We start from the raw sequence: 15,325 nt of genomic DNA, 5'->3' as shown, positions 1-15,325 counted from the left end.
GCGCCTTGCGGCACATCCCGGAGACATTATGACGAGCAAACCCGATGTAATGGTGCTGTACCAGCAGCGCCCCAAGGCAATGGCGCAGCTGGAACAGGCCTATACCCTGCACCGCTGGGACACGGCGGCGGACAAGGCCGCCCTGCTGGCCGAGCATGGGGCGAAATGCCGGGCGGTGGCCACCAATGGCCATGCGCCGCTGAACAAGGCGATGCTGGACGCGCTGCCGAACCTGGAGCTGGTCGCCTGTTCCTCGGCCGGTTTCGAGTCCTTCGACGCCGGCCTGATGGCCGAGCGCGGCATTGCCCTGACCAACACCTCGCAGGCGCTGCGCGACGATGTGGCCGACACGGCCATCATGCTGATGCTGGCCGCCCGCCGCGGACTGATCGCGGCCGATGCCTACGTGCGTTCCGGCGACTGGGTGAAGCACGGCATGTTTCCGCTGCAGCGCTCGCTCAAGGGCAGCCGCCTGGGCATAGTCGGGCTGGGCATGATCGGTAACGCCATCGGGCAGCGGGCACAGGCTATGGGTGTCGAAATTCTGTACTGGAACCGCAGCCCCAAAGACGTAAGCTGGCAGTATCGGCCCGACGTCAAGACGCTCGCGGCAGAGGTCGACCACCTCGTGGTCACGGTGGCCGGGGGCGCGGGCACGCGCGGCCTGATTTCCCGCGAGATCATCGAAGCCCTCGGGCCCCAGGGCCTGCTGATCAACATCGCGCGCGGCTCGGTGGTGGATCAAGAGGCGATGATCGCGGCCTTGCGCGACGGGCGTCTGGGCCACGCGGCACTGGATGTCTATGCGCAAGAGCCCACGCAAGAGCCGAGCCTGGTTTCCTTGCCCAACGTCACGCTGTATCCGCATCACGCCTCGGGCACGGTCGAGACGCGCGACGCCATGGCGCAGCTCGTGGTCGATAATCTGGCCGCATTCTTCGCTGGCAAGCCGCTGCTGACGCCCGTGAAGCTGTAGCGCGGCCTACGGAGAAAATTCATGGCAAGAGTCAGTCACGCCGTTCTTTTCAATAACGTGGTGGCGCTGCTGGAAGCCTCGGGTGTCGACCGCGACAAGGCGCAGACCGTCGGCGACGTGCTGGTCGAGGCCGATCTGATCGGCCACGATACGCACGGGGTGGCGCTGCTGGAGTCCTACCTCGATGCGCTGGCCAACGGACGCATGCGCGGCAGCGGCGACGTCAGGGTAGTGAATGACCGCGGCGGCTGCATCACTTGGGACGGGCAGCGCCTGCCCGGCGGCTGGCTGGTCAGGAAGGCGCTGGCCTTGGGCTACGAGCGCCTGCAGCGGCACGGCGTGGTCACGTTCGCAATCGGCAACTCGCATCATATCGGTGCACTGGCCGTGTATCTGCGCGATGCTGCCGAACGCGGCTACGTCGCACAAATCAAGTGCTCCACGGCCTCGGTCGCGCGCATGGCGCCTTACGGCGGCATCCGCCCGGTCTTCACGCCCAACCCATTGGCCGAAGGCTATCCCACCAATGGCGACCCGGTAATGATAGACATCAGCTCCAGCATCACCACGACGTCGCTTACCCAGACGCTGGCCCGCGAAGGGCGGCGTTATCCCGAGCAGTGGGCCTTGACGGCCGAGGGCGAGCCGACTGACGATCCGCGCGCGGTGCTAGAGGGCGGCGGCACGCTGCTGCCGCTGGGCGGCAGCCTGAAGGGCCACAAGGGGTACGGGATGGCTCTGGGTGTCGACCTCATGACGCAAGGGCTCGCCGGATTCGGCAGGGTCGATCACCCCGATCACATGGCCCTGGCCGTATTCATTCAGCTCATCGATCCGCAGGCCTTTGCCGGGCTCGACGCCTTCGTGCGCCAATCCAGCTACACCACGCAATTGTGCCGGGACACGCCGGCGGCGCCCGGTGTCGATGCGGTGCGCGTGCCGGGCGATGCCGCGGCGCGCAAGCGGCGTGCCGCGCTCGAGCATGGCCTGGAAATTCCCGATGCGCTGCTCGAGCGGCTGGAACGGCGCGCCCGGCAGGCCGGCGTTGCATGGCAGGGCGCGGGCTTGCCGGGCTGACGCCCCAGCGGGGTTTTTTTGTTTCCAAAAATGATTGCGCATTCTTTTTTAGTTACGCTTTCTCTTAAAAATTAATCTAATAAAATCAAATAATTATCCATATTATTGGGGTAATTCCCTAGTTGGAATTTAATCAATGTATGCGCATACTAAGGAAATTTAAAATCTCCTTGGCGGCGCGCGAAGGTAACTCAAATGGCAAAAGATTCGACACAAAAACTCAGAAGCGCTCGCTGGTTTGCGCCCGATGATCTGCGCAGCTTCGGGCATCGTTCCCGGATGATGCAGCTGGGCTTTTCAGAGGCCGATTTCGGCAACAAGCCCATCATCGGCGTGCTCAGCACCTGGTCCGAACTCAACAGCTGCCACTCGCACTTTCCCGATCGCATACAGCACGTCAAGCGCGGGGTATTCCAGGCCGGCGGCTTTGCCGTCGAAATGCCGGCGCTGTCGGTGGACGAAAGCTTCACCAAGCCGACCTCCATGCTGTATCGCAACCTGCTGGCCATCGAAACCGAAGAGGTCATCCGCTCGCATCCGCTGGACGGCGTGGTGCTGATGGGCGGCTGCGACAAGACCACTCCGGGCCTGGTCATGGGGGCAATATCGGCGGGCGTGCCCATGATCTACCTGCCGGCCGGCGCCATGCTGCGCGGCAATTATGCGGGCAAGATCCTCGGTTCGGGCTCGGACGCCTGGAAGTACTGGGACGAGCGGCGCGCCGGCAACATCACCAGCGAGCAGTGGCAGGGCGTCGAGGGCGGCATCGCGCGCTCGGCCGGCACCTGCATGACCATGGGCACTGCCTCGACCATGATGTCGATCGCCGATGCGCTGGGGCTGACGCTGCCTGGCGCATCGTCCATTCCCGCGGTCGATTCGGGCCACCAGCGCATGTCCGCCGACTGCGGCCGGCGCATCGTCGACATGGTGCGCGAAGACCTGACGCCGAACAAAGTTCTTACCCAGGCCTCGGTCAAGAACGCGGCCATCGTCGCCATGGCGCTGGGCTGTTCGACCAATGCGGTGGTGCACCTGATTGCCATGGCGCGGCGCGCCGGTCTCAGCCTGACACTCGACGACCTCGACGCGCTCGGCCGCGTCACGCCATTGATCGCCAACGTGCGCCCTTCCGGCAAAGACTACCTGATGGAAGACTTCTACTATGCCGGCGGCCTGCTGGCACTGATGAAGCAGATCGAAGACAGGCTCGACACTTCGGCGCCGACGGTGTCCGGCAAGAGCCTCGGCGAAACCCTCGAAGGCGCGGAAGTCTACAACCACGACGTGATCCGGCCGCTGTCCAACCCCGTCTACCATGAAGGCTCGCTGGCGGTGCTGCGCGGCAACCTCTGCCCGGACGGCGCGGTGATCAAGCCGGCGGCCTGCGACCCCAGGTTCTACAACCATGAAGGCCCGGCGCTGGTGTTCGACAGCTACCCTGAAATGAAAAAGGCGATCGACGACGAAAACCTGGAAGTCACACCCGATCACGTGCTGGTGTTGCGCAATGCCGGCCCGCAGGGCGGCCCGGGCTTTCCGGAATGGGGCATGCTGCCCATTCCCAAGGCGCTGATCAAGCAAGGCCACCGCGACATGCTGCGGATTTCCGATGCGCGCATGTCGGGCACCTCGTATGGCGCCTGCGTGCTGCACGTGGCGCCGGAAAGCTATGTGGGCGGCCCGCTCGCGCTGCTCAAGACCGGCGACATCGTGCGCCTGGATCTTGCCAACAGGCGCCTGGACATGCTGGTCGACGACGCGGAAATCGCCCGGCGCCGCGCAGCCTGGACGCCGCCCCAACCGCGCTTCGAGCGGGGCTGGGGCTGGATGTACATCAACCACATTACCCAGGCCGACAAGGGCTGCGATTTCGATTTCCTGCAGACGGACTTCGGGCGCACGGCCGGCGAGCCCGATATTTTCTGAACATCATCCCCGGGATGCCGGGGGTGGCGCGGGGCGCGGGCAGGTGTTGCCGCCGGCGCCCTTGAAGTCCAAGCGTAGCTTCATCTGTCTGATCCATCAGGCCGGAGCCTCGTCCGACGACAGGGCTCCAGCCTGGCAGTAAGACCTTACCCATAGTAAGGAAACCAGCAAGGAGGAAGGTATGAGCAAAGAAGGCAAGGCAAGGGGTACCGCGGGCAGTGTATGGGTTCCGAGTCGCCGCAATGTGCTGCGCGCGGGGCTGTCGCTGGCGGCGCTTCCGGTTCTAAGCGTGATCACGCCGCGCGGCGCCTACGCGCAGTCCGGCAAGACCACGACCGTCCAGGGCTTTGAAACCGGCGCCGATGTCGCGGCCGCCGAAAAAGAAGGCGCCCTGGTTTTCTATACGCACGACAGCGGCGCCGCCGCCGCGGCGATCTGCGAGGCGTTCCACAAAGACTTTCCCAAGATAACGGCGCGTTATGTCAGCCTGCAGAACGGCTCGCTGTTCAGCAAGATCCTGGCCGAGCGCGGGGCCCGTCGCTACGAGGCGGACGTCATCCAGTTCTCGGATCTGGGCACCGCCATCGATTTCCAGAACAAGGGCGGCTACGACGACTACCATTCGCCGCAGCAAAAATACTACTCGCTCGATCACCTGAGCCATCCCGCCGGGCACTTCTTCTGGATCGCCATGGGTTTTGCCGGTCTTGCTTACTGCACCGATCGCGTCAAGGAAGCAGAAGCGCCGGCCAACTGGAAAGATCTGCTCGACCCGAAATGGAAGGGCAAGCTCAGCGTCAAGCAGGCCAATTCGGGCATGCAGTTCACCGAATGGTACGAACTGCGCAAGCTGTACGGCGACAGCTACTGGAAAGAGTTCGCCAAGCAGAAGCCCACGGCCGTCAACTCGCGGGTGCAGCTCTTCGATCGCCTGGGACGAGGCGACGATGCCGTCTGCGGCATGGCCGAATGGGCCGGCTACCAGCTTGCCCACCAGAAGAAGGCGCCGATCAAGTTCGTCGCGCCCAAAGACGGCCTGCCGTCTTCGCCCATGGCCAACGGCATTGTCGCCAATGCGCCGCACCCGCAGGCCGCACGGCTGTTCACCGACTGGCTGATGTCGCTCAAGGGCCAGACCTTCTACCAGGAAAACCCGTATCTGTACTATGGCTCGATCCGCAAAGACGCGCCGGCCATGCCTGGTGGGCTGAAGCTCAACGACTTCAAGCTGCTGGTTCCGACGGACATGAAGGCGTTCCTGGCGAGCCGCAAGCAATTCAATTCCGAATGGAATCAGATGTTGGGTCTGCTCTGATCGAGACCACCTGACCCCGATCTTTGACCAGGAGCGCACCGCATGGCGACCAGCAAGACCAAATCGCGCAGAAGCGCAATTACCGGCATCGCCGTCGTCGCGGTGATCGGGGTTTTTGTTCTGTACCCGATCTTCTTCCTGTTTCAGGCCGCCCTGAAGCAGGGAGACGGTACGGTTGAAGGCAGTACCGGCTACGGCCTGGGGAATTTCGAACGCCTGCCCAGCTACGGCAGCATTATCTGGAATACGCTGGAAGTCTCGGTGGTGGCGACCATCGTCGCCATCGTCGTGGGCTTTCTCATCGCGTATATCCTGACTCGCACCAACGTGCCTTTCCGCCGTGGGCTCGAGCAGCTCATGGCGGTGCCTTATTACGTGACGCCGCTGCTGGGCGCGCTGGCCTGGGGCCTGCTGGGCGAGCCGCACAGCGGCTACATCAACATACTGTGGCGCGCGCTGGGCGGCGAGGGGGCGATCATCAACGTCACAAGCGCCATGGGCATTGCCTGGGTCATGGCGCTGTTCGAGGGCTCCGTCGCCTTCGTCATGATCAGCGCGGTCATGCAGTCCATCGACCCGTCCCTCGAAGAGGCCTCGCAGGTCATAGGCGCCAGCCGCTTCAACACCATGATGCGGGTTACGCTGCCGCTGGTCGCGCCCGGCGTGCTCGGAGCCCTGATCTATGTCTTTGCCGAGATGCTCGGGTCGTTCTCCGCGGCGCTGGTGCTGGGTACGCCGAGCCGGTTCTATGTTCTGACCACGGCCATTTTCCTGATGGTGACCCAGTATCCGCCCCGTATCCCGCTGGCGGCGGCGATGGGCGTGGTGCTGTTCGCGGTCATGTTCCTCATGACCTACATCTATCGTCGCATGATTGCCGGGCGCAGCTACGTCACCGTCAGCGGCAAGGCCTTCCGGCCGCGCCCCGTGGATGTGGGCGGCTTGCGCTGGGTTTATCTGGCGCTGGTCGGTGCCTATATTTTCCTGTCGGTCATCCTGCCGCTGCTGACGCTGGCATATGTGTCGCTGCAGCAGCTCGCCACCGCCTTGCCCAGCTGGTCGAACTTCACGCTCGAGCACTACCGGGTCGCGCTGTCGCAGAACGCCGTGCGCTTTGCCATACGCAACAGCCTCGAGCTCGGGGTCTTTACGGCGACCATAGGCGTGGCCCTGACCGGGACGATTTCCTGGCTACTGCATCGCAGCAAGCTGCCGGGCCGCGGCGCCCTGGAATACATTTCGATGTTCCCGCAAGCGGTGCCGCGCCTGGTCTTCGCCTTCGGCATCATGTGGGCATGGCTGGTGATACCCGTACCGGTCTACGGCACCATCTGGCTGCTGCTGATCGCCTACGTCACCGTGTTCCTGCCGCTTGGGGTGCGCACCATATCCAGCGTGCTGTTGCAGCTGGACAAAACCCTGGATGAATGCGGCCAGGTGTGCGGCGCGAACTGGTTCCAGCGGCTGCGTACCATCAACATCCCGCTGCTGCGCCCCGGCATCATGGCCGCGTGGATGCTGCTGTTCATTGGTTCTGTGCGTGAACTCGGCGCGTCGATACTGCTGGTCGGGCCCAACTCGCAAGTCCTGACACCGGCCATCGTCGACGCCTGGAATTTCAGCAGCTCCGAATTGACCGCGGCCATGGCCCTGATCCAGACCGTGGTGGTCGGCGTGGTCATAGTGATTTTCACGGTGCTGATGCGCCGGCGCGATTTGAAAGGATAACGCTCAATGCAAACGCAAGCGCAAGCGCAAAATAACGGAGCCGCGGCCGAGACCGCGATCGAGGTTCGGGATCTGCGGATCAATTACGGGGCCGTGGCCGCGGTCGGGCCCGTCAGTTTTTCCGTGCCCAAGGGCCAGCAATTCACCCTGCTCGGCCCCTCCGGCTGCGGGAAATCCACCACATTGCGTGCCATTGCCGGCCTGGAAAAACCGGCCGGGGGCGTCATCAAGATCGGCAATCGCAACATGTATTCCTCGGCCGAGAACCTGAATGTTCCCGCCGAGGATCGCGGGCTTTCCATGGTGTTTCAGTCATATGCCATCTGGCCGCACATGACGGTGTTCGACAACGTCGCCTATGGCCTCAAGGTGCGCCGCAAGAGCCGTGAAGAAATCGAGGCCGGCGTCAAGCGCGCGCTGGCCCTGGTGCAGATGGAAGGCTTTGCATCGCGCCCCGCCTCGCAGCTTTCCGGCGGCCAGCAGCAGCGCGTGGCCCTGGCGCGCGCCTGCGCGTTTTCCCCCGAGGTTCTGCTGTTCGACGAGCCCCTGTCGAACCTCGACGCCAAGCTGCGCGGCGACATGCGCATCGAACTGCGCGAACTGCAGCACAGCCTGGGCGTAACCTCCATCTACGTCACGCACGACCTGGAAGAAGCGCTTGCCATGTCGGACTGCATCGTGGTCATGAACAAGGGCCGCATCGAACAGTCCGGCAGCCCCTACGAGATATACAACTACCCGCGCACGGCCTTCGTCGCCGACTTCGTCGGTTCATCCAATCTTATCTCCGGCAAGGTGCGCGCGGATCTTTCCTCGGGCGACGACGTCGTCCTCGAAACCGCGGGCGGCGAACTGGTGCACGGCAATGCCCACGGGCGCAAGCTGGGCCAGCAGGCTACGCTGTCGGCGCGCACGGTGCACTTGCAATTGCACACCCAGCGCCCCGAGGGCGAGCGCAACGTATGGCCCGTTACCATTGCCCGTTCGGTCTTCCTGGGCGACCTGAGCGAAATCCACGTCAACTGGGGCGGCCGCAAACTCATCATCCGCCGTTCGGCGCTCGACCAGATGGCCGAAGGACAGCAAGTGTTCCTGTCGGTGGATCCGAAGCGCTGCGTTCTGCTAGAGGATGACGCGAAGGCGAATTGATACGGGCTTGCGATCGAAACGGCAAGCGCGCTCAGATAACGGCGTTGCCGCGCCTTGCCATGCTATTTGTATAGTTCTCGGGCTTTGCGCCTTGTTCTCTTTTCGACCGCCAACCCATATGGGGCGGAAGGCTGGCGGCCCGTCTCTACGCCTTCACACGCCCAGGCTGGTTTTGCGCCGCTGCATGGCGGTATTGACGAAGCTTAGCGCCACAGCCGCCGCCAGTGCCAGCAAGCCTGCAAGCAGCACACTGCCCGCATCGGCGTCCAGGTTTTCGAACCACTGGGTGTAAAGATCGATCGCCGCGAACACCGCCACGGTGTTCAGCACCCAGCGGCGATTGCGCCGCCAGGCCCAGATGCCGGCGGCCAGCAGCGCCAGGGCCCACAGCACCGCGAAGACCGGCGCGCCGATATAGCCATTGGCCAGTGTGGGTTCCGCCGCGGAAGCGCGGCCCAGATGGTCGCCCCACAGCGACCCTACCCAGAAGCCGAAATTGACCAGGAACACCGAGGTGCGCATGGCTGCCTCGCTGATCTTCAGGTACGCGGCCGGCATTACCCGGGCAAGCCGGTACAGGCCCGCCGCAATCAAAGCGAAGAGCACGATGGTGTAGATCGGCTTCCGGATCTCCAGGCCATAACTCGCATGGAAGTAGCCGGTGCTGGATCCGATGCACCCCGCCAGCATCAGGGTCGCCAGCACCGCCATGAGACTGCTTCGGGCAAACACCGAAACGAGCGCAAAAGCCACGGTTACCGTCAACATAGAGGCCAGGCTGCCGTCGTCGCCGACGATCAGGCCGCCCCCGGCCATCAGCGCGCCGATCAAGATGCAGATATTGGCCAGCAACTGCCACTGCGCCAGCTGGGCCCGGTACAGTGCAATGCCTGCCAGCAGCAGGCACACGCCTATCACTACGGCGGTAAGCGGTGTGGGAACCAGGGCCAGCGCCGCAGCGGCAACCGCGACAATGCCGAAGCCGACCAATAAGTTGAAGGCCAGTGAGCCGGTGGTTGCCGCTGCGAGCCGGCTCAGCTTGTCGTGCTCGGCCTGGGTGATGTCGCCTTTGTGCAGCAGCTCGTCCAGATCCAGTGTGACCTTCATCAAATGCTCCAGGATGTTTTGGCGTTGGCGTTGGCGTTGGTGCTTGTTGCGTTGGCGGCGGCATGGGTGCCGGCTGCGGCTTCGGTGCCGGAAAGAAAAAAAGGACGGCCCACAGGCTGTCCTTTCATTGTTTCGGCCTTAGCAGCAGCCGGCCGCATATCAGCCCGACTACGGCGCCTATCACCACATCGATCATGCGCACATAGCCCGCGGTCTGCGTGCCCAGCGTAAGCACCAGCAGCAGCGAAACCCCAGCCTGGATAGGCACCACCGGCCCCATGCCGAAGGACGTGGCGATCATCATCGAAACGAACACGCCAACCCCCATGGCCACGGCCGGCTCGGGAATGAAGCGTACGACCTCGCCGACCAGAATGCCTACCGCCACCCCGAGAACCAGTCCCCAGGCCTGCTTCCGGTGGCTGGGAATGCCCGGCCCGAGGGCGACGATCGCAATTACCGCGGCGAATATCGGATGGGGATGATCGAATAAATGCTGCGCAACCACCCAGGCGACAATCGCGGCAATCGTTGCCGCCGCAATCTCGCGCCACGCGCTGCGCCATCGGTCGCACAGGGTGCGGCCCAACTGACACACGCCCTGTGACGGTGTTCGAGAATCTTGATCCGGCATGATGAACATCCCGCTAGTGCCGTGCTCCGTGGCATGGTACCACGCGAATAATACCCATCGCCCGCGGGCCGGCGGGGCTGGAAGCCGTCTTGGAAGCGGGTGGAGCAAGCAGGCCGGCCGATACGACGGTAGCGCCGGGCTCGCGTGCGCGCATAGGGGGCGCGTAGGAAAGGTGTAGAGAAATACGTCTCGAAATTCAAGCCTGGCGCTTCTTTGGCGGGTCTTGAATATCAAATAGGATAATAAGCTGACCTTTTGACATTAAAAAGTAGAACTGCTAGCATCGGCGGCAACAAATGGGGATAGCGGCGCTGCCGCCCGCGAAATCCGGCATGCGCAGCGACAGGCTCGCGTGCCAGCGTGGCTGGCAGATATTGCGAAAGAAGCGTGCAGACTCGCACGACCCCATTAAATGCAGACGGAGACTTGATATGAAAACGCTGATTCGCGCATCCGCCCTTGCCATAGGTATGGCCGCGATGCTGGGTGCCGGCGCGGCCCGGGCCGATGCGCCCGCCCTGAAGTCGGTGCGCAATGGCGCGGCCACCATCAGCTATCGCGCGCAAGGCCAGGGGCCGCTGGTACTGCTTATCGCCTCGACGGGGCGGGGAACGGAAGAATTCGGCCAACTGGCCGAACGACTTGCCGAACGCGGCTACCGCGTCCTGAGGCCCGAACCGCGCGGCATCGGCGCAAGCCAGGGGCCGATGGAAGAGGTGTCGTTCCACGACTTCGCGAACGATTTCGCCGCGGTCATCAGGAACGAAGGCGGCAAGGCCATTCTTGCCGGCCACGCTTATGGCAACTGGATCGCTCGCACCATTGCCTCGGATCATCCCGAGCTTGCGCGCGGCGTGGTACTGATCGCGGCCGGGGCCAAGGCGTGGCCCAAAGAGCTGAGCGAGGCCATCACGATGATCAACGACCCCGCGTCCACGCGCGAGCAGCGCCTTCAAGGCCTGAGGCTGGCCTTTTTTGCCAAAGGCAGCGACCCCGCGCCCTGGCTGCAAGGCTGGCACCCGGCCGTCACCAAAAGCCAGCGGGCAGCCCGGAAACTGACTAACCGGGACGATTGGTGGGCCGGCGGCACCGTGCCCATGCTCGACCTGCAAGGCGGCGCCGATCCCTTCCGTCCGGCGTCCTCGCGCGACGAGCTGAAGCAGCAGTTCGGCGACCGGGTAAGCGTCAAGGTCATCGCCGATGCCAGCCATGCGCTGCCGGCGGAAAAACCCATCGAGACGGCCGATGCGATTGCCGACTGGGCGGATACGCTGGCGAAGTAACTGCTTGGCGCCCGGAAGCCGGCCATGAGCATGGCCTGTGGCGGCAGCTCTTCCGCGCCGTGCAGCCTTACTTGGTCGTGTAGCCGCCGTTGATCAGAATGGTCTGGCCCGTGATCCACCAGCCGTCGCTGACCAGATGGCGGATGAAGGGCACCACGTCCTGGATGTCGGTCAGGCCGGTCTTGCTGAACCCGGACAAGGCCGCCGCCGTCTTGTGGTAGGCCACCGCATCGGCGCCTTCGGCCGGGTAGAAGAACGGCGTGTCCATCGGCCCCGGGCCGACCGCCGTCACCGAAATACCGCGTGCGCCGAATTCCTTGGCGGCCGCACGCGTGAAGTGTTCCACCGGCGCCTTGGTTCCCGCATAGGCGGCATAGAACGGCGTGAAGGCCCCCAGCAAAGACGTTACCAGGGTGACGACCTTGCCATTGTCCTTGACATGTTTGCCGGCCTCTTTAAGGAAGAAGAATGCCGACTTCGAGTTCGCCGCGGCCATCTCGTCGTATTCCGCTTCGCTGATTTCCACGAGGGGCTTCTTCAGCACCTTGCCCACCGTATTGATCGCGATATCCGGCCTGCCGAACGCCGCAATCGCATCGGCGAACAGCTTCTCGACGGCGCCTGCCGTAGCCAGATCCGCTTGTAGTGCGATCGCCTGTGCGCCCGCGGCCTTGATGGCGGCTACGGTTGCTTCGGCGTCGGGCCTGGTCGCGGCGCTGTTGTAGTGGATCGCCACGGCCTTGGCGCCTTGCTGCGCAAGATCCCGCGCAATCAGCCCGCCCAAGTTTTTGGCGCCGCCGGCAATGAGAACAACCTTGCCTTGAATACTGTGCGTGGACATCGAAACTCCTGTTGAAACGAGATGCCTCTTTATCCTATATGGCAGAAGAACTGGAATAAAGCCATGGTTTACGTATAGACTATCCATAATTCATTACCAATCGCGTAGCTATGCCATGGATCGCATCGACCAGCTCCGCATCTTCCTGCGCGTCGCGCACTGCGGTGGTTTCAGCCTGGCTGCCAGCCAGCTTGGTGTGCCCCGCCCCACGGTTTCGCTGGCGATCCAGCAACTGGAGGCGCGGTTGGGCACGCGCCTGTTCAGTCGCACCACCCGGCGCGTAAGCCTGACGCAGGACGGCGAAGCCATGCTGGAACGCGCCATCGCCCTGGTGGCCGACAGCGACGAACTCGAGCAGCAGTTCCGGCCGCAACCCGGCGCCTTGCAGGGACGCCTGCGCGTAGACATGCCCAGCCGCGTTGCCCGGCGACTGGTGGCGCCGGCGTTGCCGGGCTTTTTCCAGCGCCATCCCGGCATCGAACTCGACCTTGGGTCTGGCGACCGTGCCATCGACCTCGTGCAAGAGGGCATCGACTGCGCCCTGCGGGTGGGCGAACTGCCGGCGAGCAGCCTGGTGGCGCGCCCGCTGGGTGTGATCCGGCTGGTCAATTGCGCCAGCCCGGCATACTTGCATCGCCACGGCGTGCCGCAGACCCCGGCCGAACTGCCGCAGCATCTTGCCGTCAACTATGCGCAGCCGGCCGGCGGCCGGGTCGCGCCTTGGGAATGGATGGCCGACGGCCAGGCACGCACCCTTGCCATGCGCGCCCGGGTCGTGGTCGATAACGCCGAAACATACATTGCCTGCTGCCTGGCGGGCGCGGGCCTGATCCAGATCCCGGCCTTCGACGTGCGAGAGCATCTGCAACGCGGCGAATTGGTCGAGGTGCTGCCCGACTGGCCGGCGCCGGCGATGCCCGTGCAGCTCGTGTATCCGCACCGGCGCCATTTGTCGAGACGGGTGCGGGTGTTCAGTGATTGGCTGGCCGAGGTGCTGGCGCCCTGCTTGGAGAGCGCGGGCTGACGCCACGGAAATAAAGCCATGTTGAGTGCAGCCCGCATTCGGGCAAGTTATCATCCCTTCAACCCGTCGAATCAGAGTCGGCCGAGGAAATGGATCAAGTCATGCAAAGGCTGCGCCAGTTTCGCGATGATCGCGACTGGAAGCAGTTTCACAACCCCAAAGATCTGGCTGTGGCCCTGAGCATCGAGGCCGGCGAGCTGCTGGAAGCCTTCCTGTGGAAAGCGCCCGAGGCTGCCAACCCCGAAAAAGTAAAGGAAGAGCTGGCGGATGTTCTGGCTTACGCGCTGCTGCTGTCAGACGCGTACGGCTTCGACGTGCAAAAAATTGTCCTGGAAAAAATCGAGCGCAACGAAGCAAAATATCCGATAGACAAAGCCAGGGGCAGCGCAAAAAAATACACCGAACTATGAGCCGGCCGCATCTTGTCGGGAGAAGCCGTGTCCGGGGCTCCAGCCCGTAAGGGCTGGCCTGGCACAGCTTCCGGCATGCGGCCGAGCCCGGCCGTAGCAGTTCGCGCTGCGGCTCTCGGCAATGCCTGTATTCTTTCCGCAGATCGGCCTGGCCGGAAGGCCGGTTCGGCCGGGGACGGCCGCGAGGCGTCATTCCTGAGGGGTGGAGCGCTTGGCTCTGGCGGCGACGGAAACCTTGCGGGCTGTCCAGCCGCCGGCCGCCAGCGCCAGCGCACAGGCGCCGAAGATCGGCGCCACGCCCACGGCGGCAGCTACGGCGCCGGCCGCCAGCGGCAGCGTGACCTGGCTGCCATTGACCATGGCGGTGCGCAGGCCGACCGCCTCGGCGGCGCGGCCCTGCGGCGCATGCTGGTGCAGCAGCGCCAGGATGCTGGGCTGGCTGACGCCGAGCGCCAGCCCCATGCCGAAGGAAATCATGGTCAGGATGGCGACGTCCGTGAACCAGGGATACAGCATGTACGCGGCGCCGGCGCCGAACATGGCGAAGGCGATCAGCGACCATGGCCGCACGCGCCGCTGAATGATCGGCAGCGCCAAGCGGATGACGAAGGTGGCGCCGGCAAAGGCCGCCAGCACCAGGCCGATCGTGGTGGCCGTCAGCCCGATCGAGACGCCGAAGATCGGCACCAGAAACGTATGGGTGTCCCAGGCGGCGGCCAGCACCACATTGGCCATGAGCACCCGCCGCAGCGCCGGAGTGGCCAGCAGGTCGGCCAGGCGCGGCGGCACGGCGGGCCGCTTGGGCTCGACCGCGGGCCGTGGCAGGCGCCGCCACAACAGGAACAGGCCGCCGGCCGAAAGCAGCGGCGCCAAGGTCAGCAGCCCGAAGGCATAGCGATGCCCCAGGTGATCGATCGACAGACCGGCGAGCAGCGGGCCGCCGAAGCCCGACATCGACAGTATCAGCGCCATGGTGGAAAAATTGCGCAGCCGGGCCTCCGGCTCGGCCTGCCCCAGCAAGTTCTGGGTGGCCACCTGGTAGAACATGAAGCCGATGCCGATGCCGACGGCCGCCATCATCAAGGTCACCTGGGCCGGCCAGATGAAGGGCATGACGGCCCCCACGCTGACCAGGGCCGTACCCACCTGCAGGGGCCGGCCGACCCCGATGCGGTCGATCAGGCGCCCGGCGCGCACTGAAAGCAGCATGGGCAGGAAGGCGAACATGGCCATCAGCAGCCCCACCATGAAGGTGGACAACCCCATGCTGAGCGCCGCCAGGGACACCGCGATCCGCCCGCCGGTCAAAACCACATGGTTGAGCATGCACAGCACGCACAACAATACCGCGCCCGAATATTCGAGCGAATGGAGCGGTTCGGAGGGGGGCGGGGAGGTGGTAGACACGGCGCGAAAGGCGCTATTTTGATCCTTGCCGGGCTGGTTGTCGAGCTGCTGTGCGTTCAGGCCCGGAATGGGGAGGCTATGCCTGGCTCGGGCCTTGCTAAGCTGGCTTTATTTCTGGCTTGCTCCGCTAAGGAGCTGCCCTGTAATCGCTGCAAATTCCCGGCGGAGCGCAAGGGCGGGGACTTCGAACCATCGGAGCATCGCCCCGAAATAAAGGTGGTGGAATCAAGTGGCACACTGTTCTGTGCAGATAGCGCCGTCCAGCTCCCCTGGCTCTTGGCCTGGTCGCAATCAACTGGCGCCATGCCGACACGATGCTGCCCACAGTGGTTCGCCGTGATGACGCGCACCGCGCATGACAAAACCCAATATGGGTATCGACGCCGTCACACCCCGCTTTTCCCCTTTCATCGCCGAAATTTGCCGTTTCGTCGAAAAATCCAAC

Annotated in this window: 13 protein-coding genes; 9 read left to right on the top strand and 4 right to left on the bottom strand. The window is 64.1% G+C overall.

What is annotated here, in order from left to right:
* Window positions 1-28 precede the first annotated feature (28 nt).
* The 6 genes from CEY11_RS09635 to CEY11_RS09610 all read left to right on the top strand — a co-directional run bounded on the left by CEY11_RS09635 (window position 29) and on the right by CEY11_RS09610 (window position 8,174).
* On the top strand, window positions 29-976 hold the full coding sequence (locus CEY11_RS09635; protein WP_088603143.1) for a 2-hydroxyacid dehydrogenase: 948 nt from the start codon (window positions 29-31) through the stop codon (window positions 974-976).
* Window positions 977-997: 21 nt separating this feature from the next.
* The gene (locus CEY11_RS09630) at window positions 998-2,053 is read left to right on the top strand and encodes an Ldh family oxidoreductase (RefSeq protein WP_088603142.1); all 1,056 of its coding nucleotides are present in this window, start codon (window positions 998-1,000) and stop codon (window positions 2,051-2,053) included.
* A gap of 195 nt (window positions 2,054-2,248) precedes the next feature.
* Window positions 2,249-3,982: an L-arabinonate dehydratase gene (gene araD, locus CEY11_RS09625; protein ID WP_088603141.1), complete on the top strand. Its 1,734-nt coding sequence runs from the start codon at window positions 2,249-2,251 to the stop codon at window positions 3,980-3,982.
* 181 nt (window positions 3,983-4,163) lie between these two features.
* Complete coding sequence (locus tag CEY11_RS09620; RefSeq protein ID WP_088603140.1) at window positions 4,164-5,297, top strand: ABC transporter substrate-binding protein; 1,134 nt, start codon at window positions 4,164-4,166, stop codon at window positions 5,295-5,297.
* Between the two features lie 42 nt (window positions 5,298-5,339).
* Window positions 5,340-7,025 (top strand): ABC transporter permease, encoded by a 1,686-nt coding sequence (locus CEY11_RS09615; RefSeq protein WP_088603139.1) that lies wholly within the window; start codon window positions 5,340-5,342, stop codon window positions 7,023-7,025.
* A gap of 6 nt (window positions 7,026-7,031) precedes the next feature.
* A complete protein-coding gene (locus CEY11_RS09610) occupies window positions 7,032-8,174 on the top strand; it encodes an ABC transporter ATP-binding protein (protein ID WP_088603138.1) in 1,143 nt (380 codons plus the stop codon).
* Between the two features lie 153 nt (window positions 8,175-8,327).
* Here the strand turns inward: CEY11_RS09610 and CEY11_RS09605 are convergent, their stop codons facing one another.
* Together CEY11_RS09605 and CEY11_RS09600 are read right to left on the bottom strand one after the other, a co-directional pair.
* Window positions 8,328-9,281 carry a hypothetical protein gene (locus tag CEY11_RS09605; protein ID WP_088603137.1) on the bottom strand — a complete coding sequence of 318 codons (954 nt, stop codon included), beginning with the start codon at window positions 9,279-9,281 and terminating at the stop codon, window positions 8,328-8,330.
* 124 nt (window positions 9,282-9,405) lie between these two features.
* Window positions 9,406-9,915, bottom strand: a complete 510-nt coding sequence (locus CEY11_RS09600; RefSeq protein WP_158215256.1) for an FUSC family protein — start codon at window positions 9,913-9,915, stop codon at window positions 9,406-9,408.
* Window positions 9,916-10,346: 431 nt separating this feature from the next.
* On the opposite strand from CEY11_RS09600, the gene CEY11_RS09595 reads away from it, so the two are divergent.
* Window positions 10,347-11,198 carry an alpha/beta fold hydrolase gene (locus CEY11_RS09595; protein WP_088603135.1) on the top strand — a complete coding sequence of 284 codons (852 nt, stop codon included), beginning with the start codon at window positions 10,347-10,349 and terminating at the stop codon, window positions 11,196-11,198.
* A gap of 67 nt (window positions 11,199-11,265) precedes the next feature.
* On the opposite strand, the gene CEY11_RS09590 is transcribed toward CEY11_RS09595, so the two are convergent.
* Window positions 11,266-12,039: an SDR family oxidoreductase gene (locus CEY11_RS09590; RefSeq protein ID WP_088603134.1), complete on the bottom strand. Its 774-nt coding sequence runs from the start codon at window positions 12,037-12,039 to the stop codon at window positions 11,266-11,268.
* A gap of 115 nt (window positions 12,040-12,154) precedes the next feature.
* On the opposite strand from CEY11_RS09590, the gene CEY11_RS09585 reads away from it, so the two are divergent.
* Window positions 12,155-13,063: a LysR family transcriptional regulator gene (locus CEY11_RS09585; protein ID WP_088603133.1), complete on the top strand. Its 909-nt coding sequence runs from the start codon at window positions 12,155-12,157 to the stop codon at window positions 13,061-13,063.
* A gap of 89 nt (window positions 13,064-13,152) precedes the next feature.
* Entirely contained in the window at window positions 13,153-13,473 is a 321-nt protein-coding gene (locus CEY11_RS09580; protein WP_088603132.1) for a nucleotide pyrophosphohydrolase, read from the top strand.
* A 189-nt stretch (window positions 13,474-13,662) separates the two neighbouring features.
* Here CEY11_RS09580 and CEY11_RS09575 read toward each other — a convergent pair whose 3' ends face one another.
* Window positions 13,663-14,880 carry an MFS transporter gene (locus tag CEY11_RS09575; RefSeq protein WP_198958870.1) on the bottom strand — a complete coding sequence of 406 codons (1,218 nt, stop codon included), beginning with the start codon at window positions 14,878-14,880 and terminating at the stop codon, window positions 13,663-13,665.
* Window positions 14,881-15,325 lie beyond the last annotated feature (445 nt).

The organism is Candidimonas nitroreducens, assembly GCF_002209565.1.
GTDB lineage: Bacteria > Pseudomonadota > Gammaproteobacteria > Burkholderiales > Burkholderiaceae_B > Candidimonas > Candidimonas nitroreducens.
Note: the sequence above shows the minus strand (reverse complement) of the source record. Positions and strands in the feature narration are given on the sequence as shown.

Excerpts from the sequence above, each read along its gene's own strand:
- CEY11_RS09620 (WP_088603140.1), top strand. The coding sequence starts at position 4,164 with ATGAGCAAAGAAGGCAAGGCAAGGGGTACCGCGGGCAGTGTATGGGTT.
- CEY11_RS09585 (WP_088603133.1), top strand. The coding sequence starts at position 12,155 with ATGGATCGCATCGACCAGCTCCGCATCTTCCTGCGCGTCGCGCACTGC.
- CEY11_RS09630 (WP_088603142.1), top strand. The coding sequence starts at position 998 with ATGGCAAGAGTCAGTCACGCCGTTCTTTTCAATAACGTGGTGGCGCTG.
- CEY11_RS09595 (WP_088603135.1), top strand. The coding sequence starts at position 10,347 with ATGAAAACGCTGATTCGCGCATCCGCCCTTGCCATAGGTATGGCCGCG.
- CEY11_RS09590 (WP_088603134.1), bottom strand. The coding sequence starts at position 12,039 with ATGTCCACGCACAGTATTCAAGGCAAGGTTGTTCTCATTGCCGGCGGC.
- CEY11_RS09600 (WP_158215256.1), bottom strand. The coding sequence starts at position 9,915 with ATGCCGGATCAAGATTCTCGAACACCGTCACAGGGCGTGTGTCAGTTG.
- CEY11_RS09580 (WP_088603132.1), top strand. The coding sequence starts at position 13,153 with ATGGATCAAGTCATGCAAAGGCTGCGCCAGTTTCGCGATGATCGCGAC.
- CEY11_RS09610 (WP_088603138.1), top strand. The coding sequence starts at position 7,032 with ATGCAAACGCAAGCGCAAGCGCAAAATAACGGAGCCGCGGCCGAGACC.
- CEY11_RS09635 (WP_088603143.1), top strand. The coding sequence starts at position 29 with ATGACGAGCAAACCCGATGTAATGGTGCTGTACCAGCAGCGCCCCAAG.
- CEY11_RS09615 (WP_088603139.1), top strand. The coding sequence starts at position 5,340 with ATGGCGACCAGCAAGACCAAATCGCGCAGAAGCGCAATTACCGGCATC.
- araD (WP_088603141.1), top strand. The coding sequence starts at position 2,249 with ATGGCAAAAGATTCGACACAAAAACTCAGAAGCGCTCGCTGGTTTGCG.
- CEY11_RS09605 (WP_088603137.1), bottom strand. The coding sequence starts at position 9,281 with ATGAAGGTCACACTGGATCTGGACGAGCTGCTGCACAAAGGCGACATC.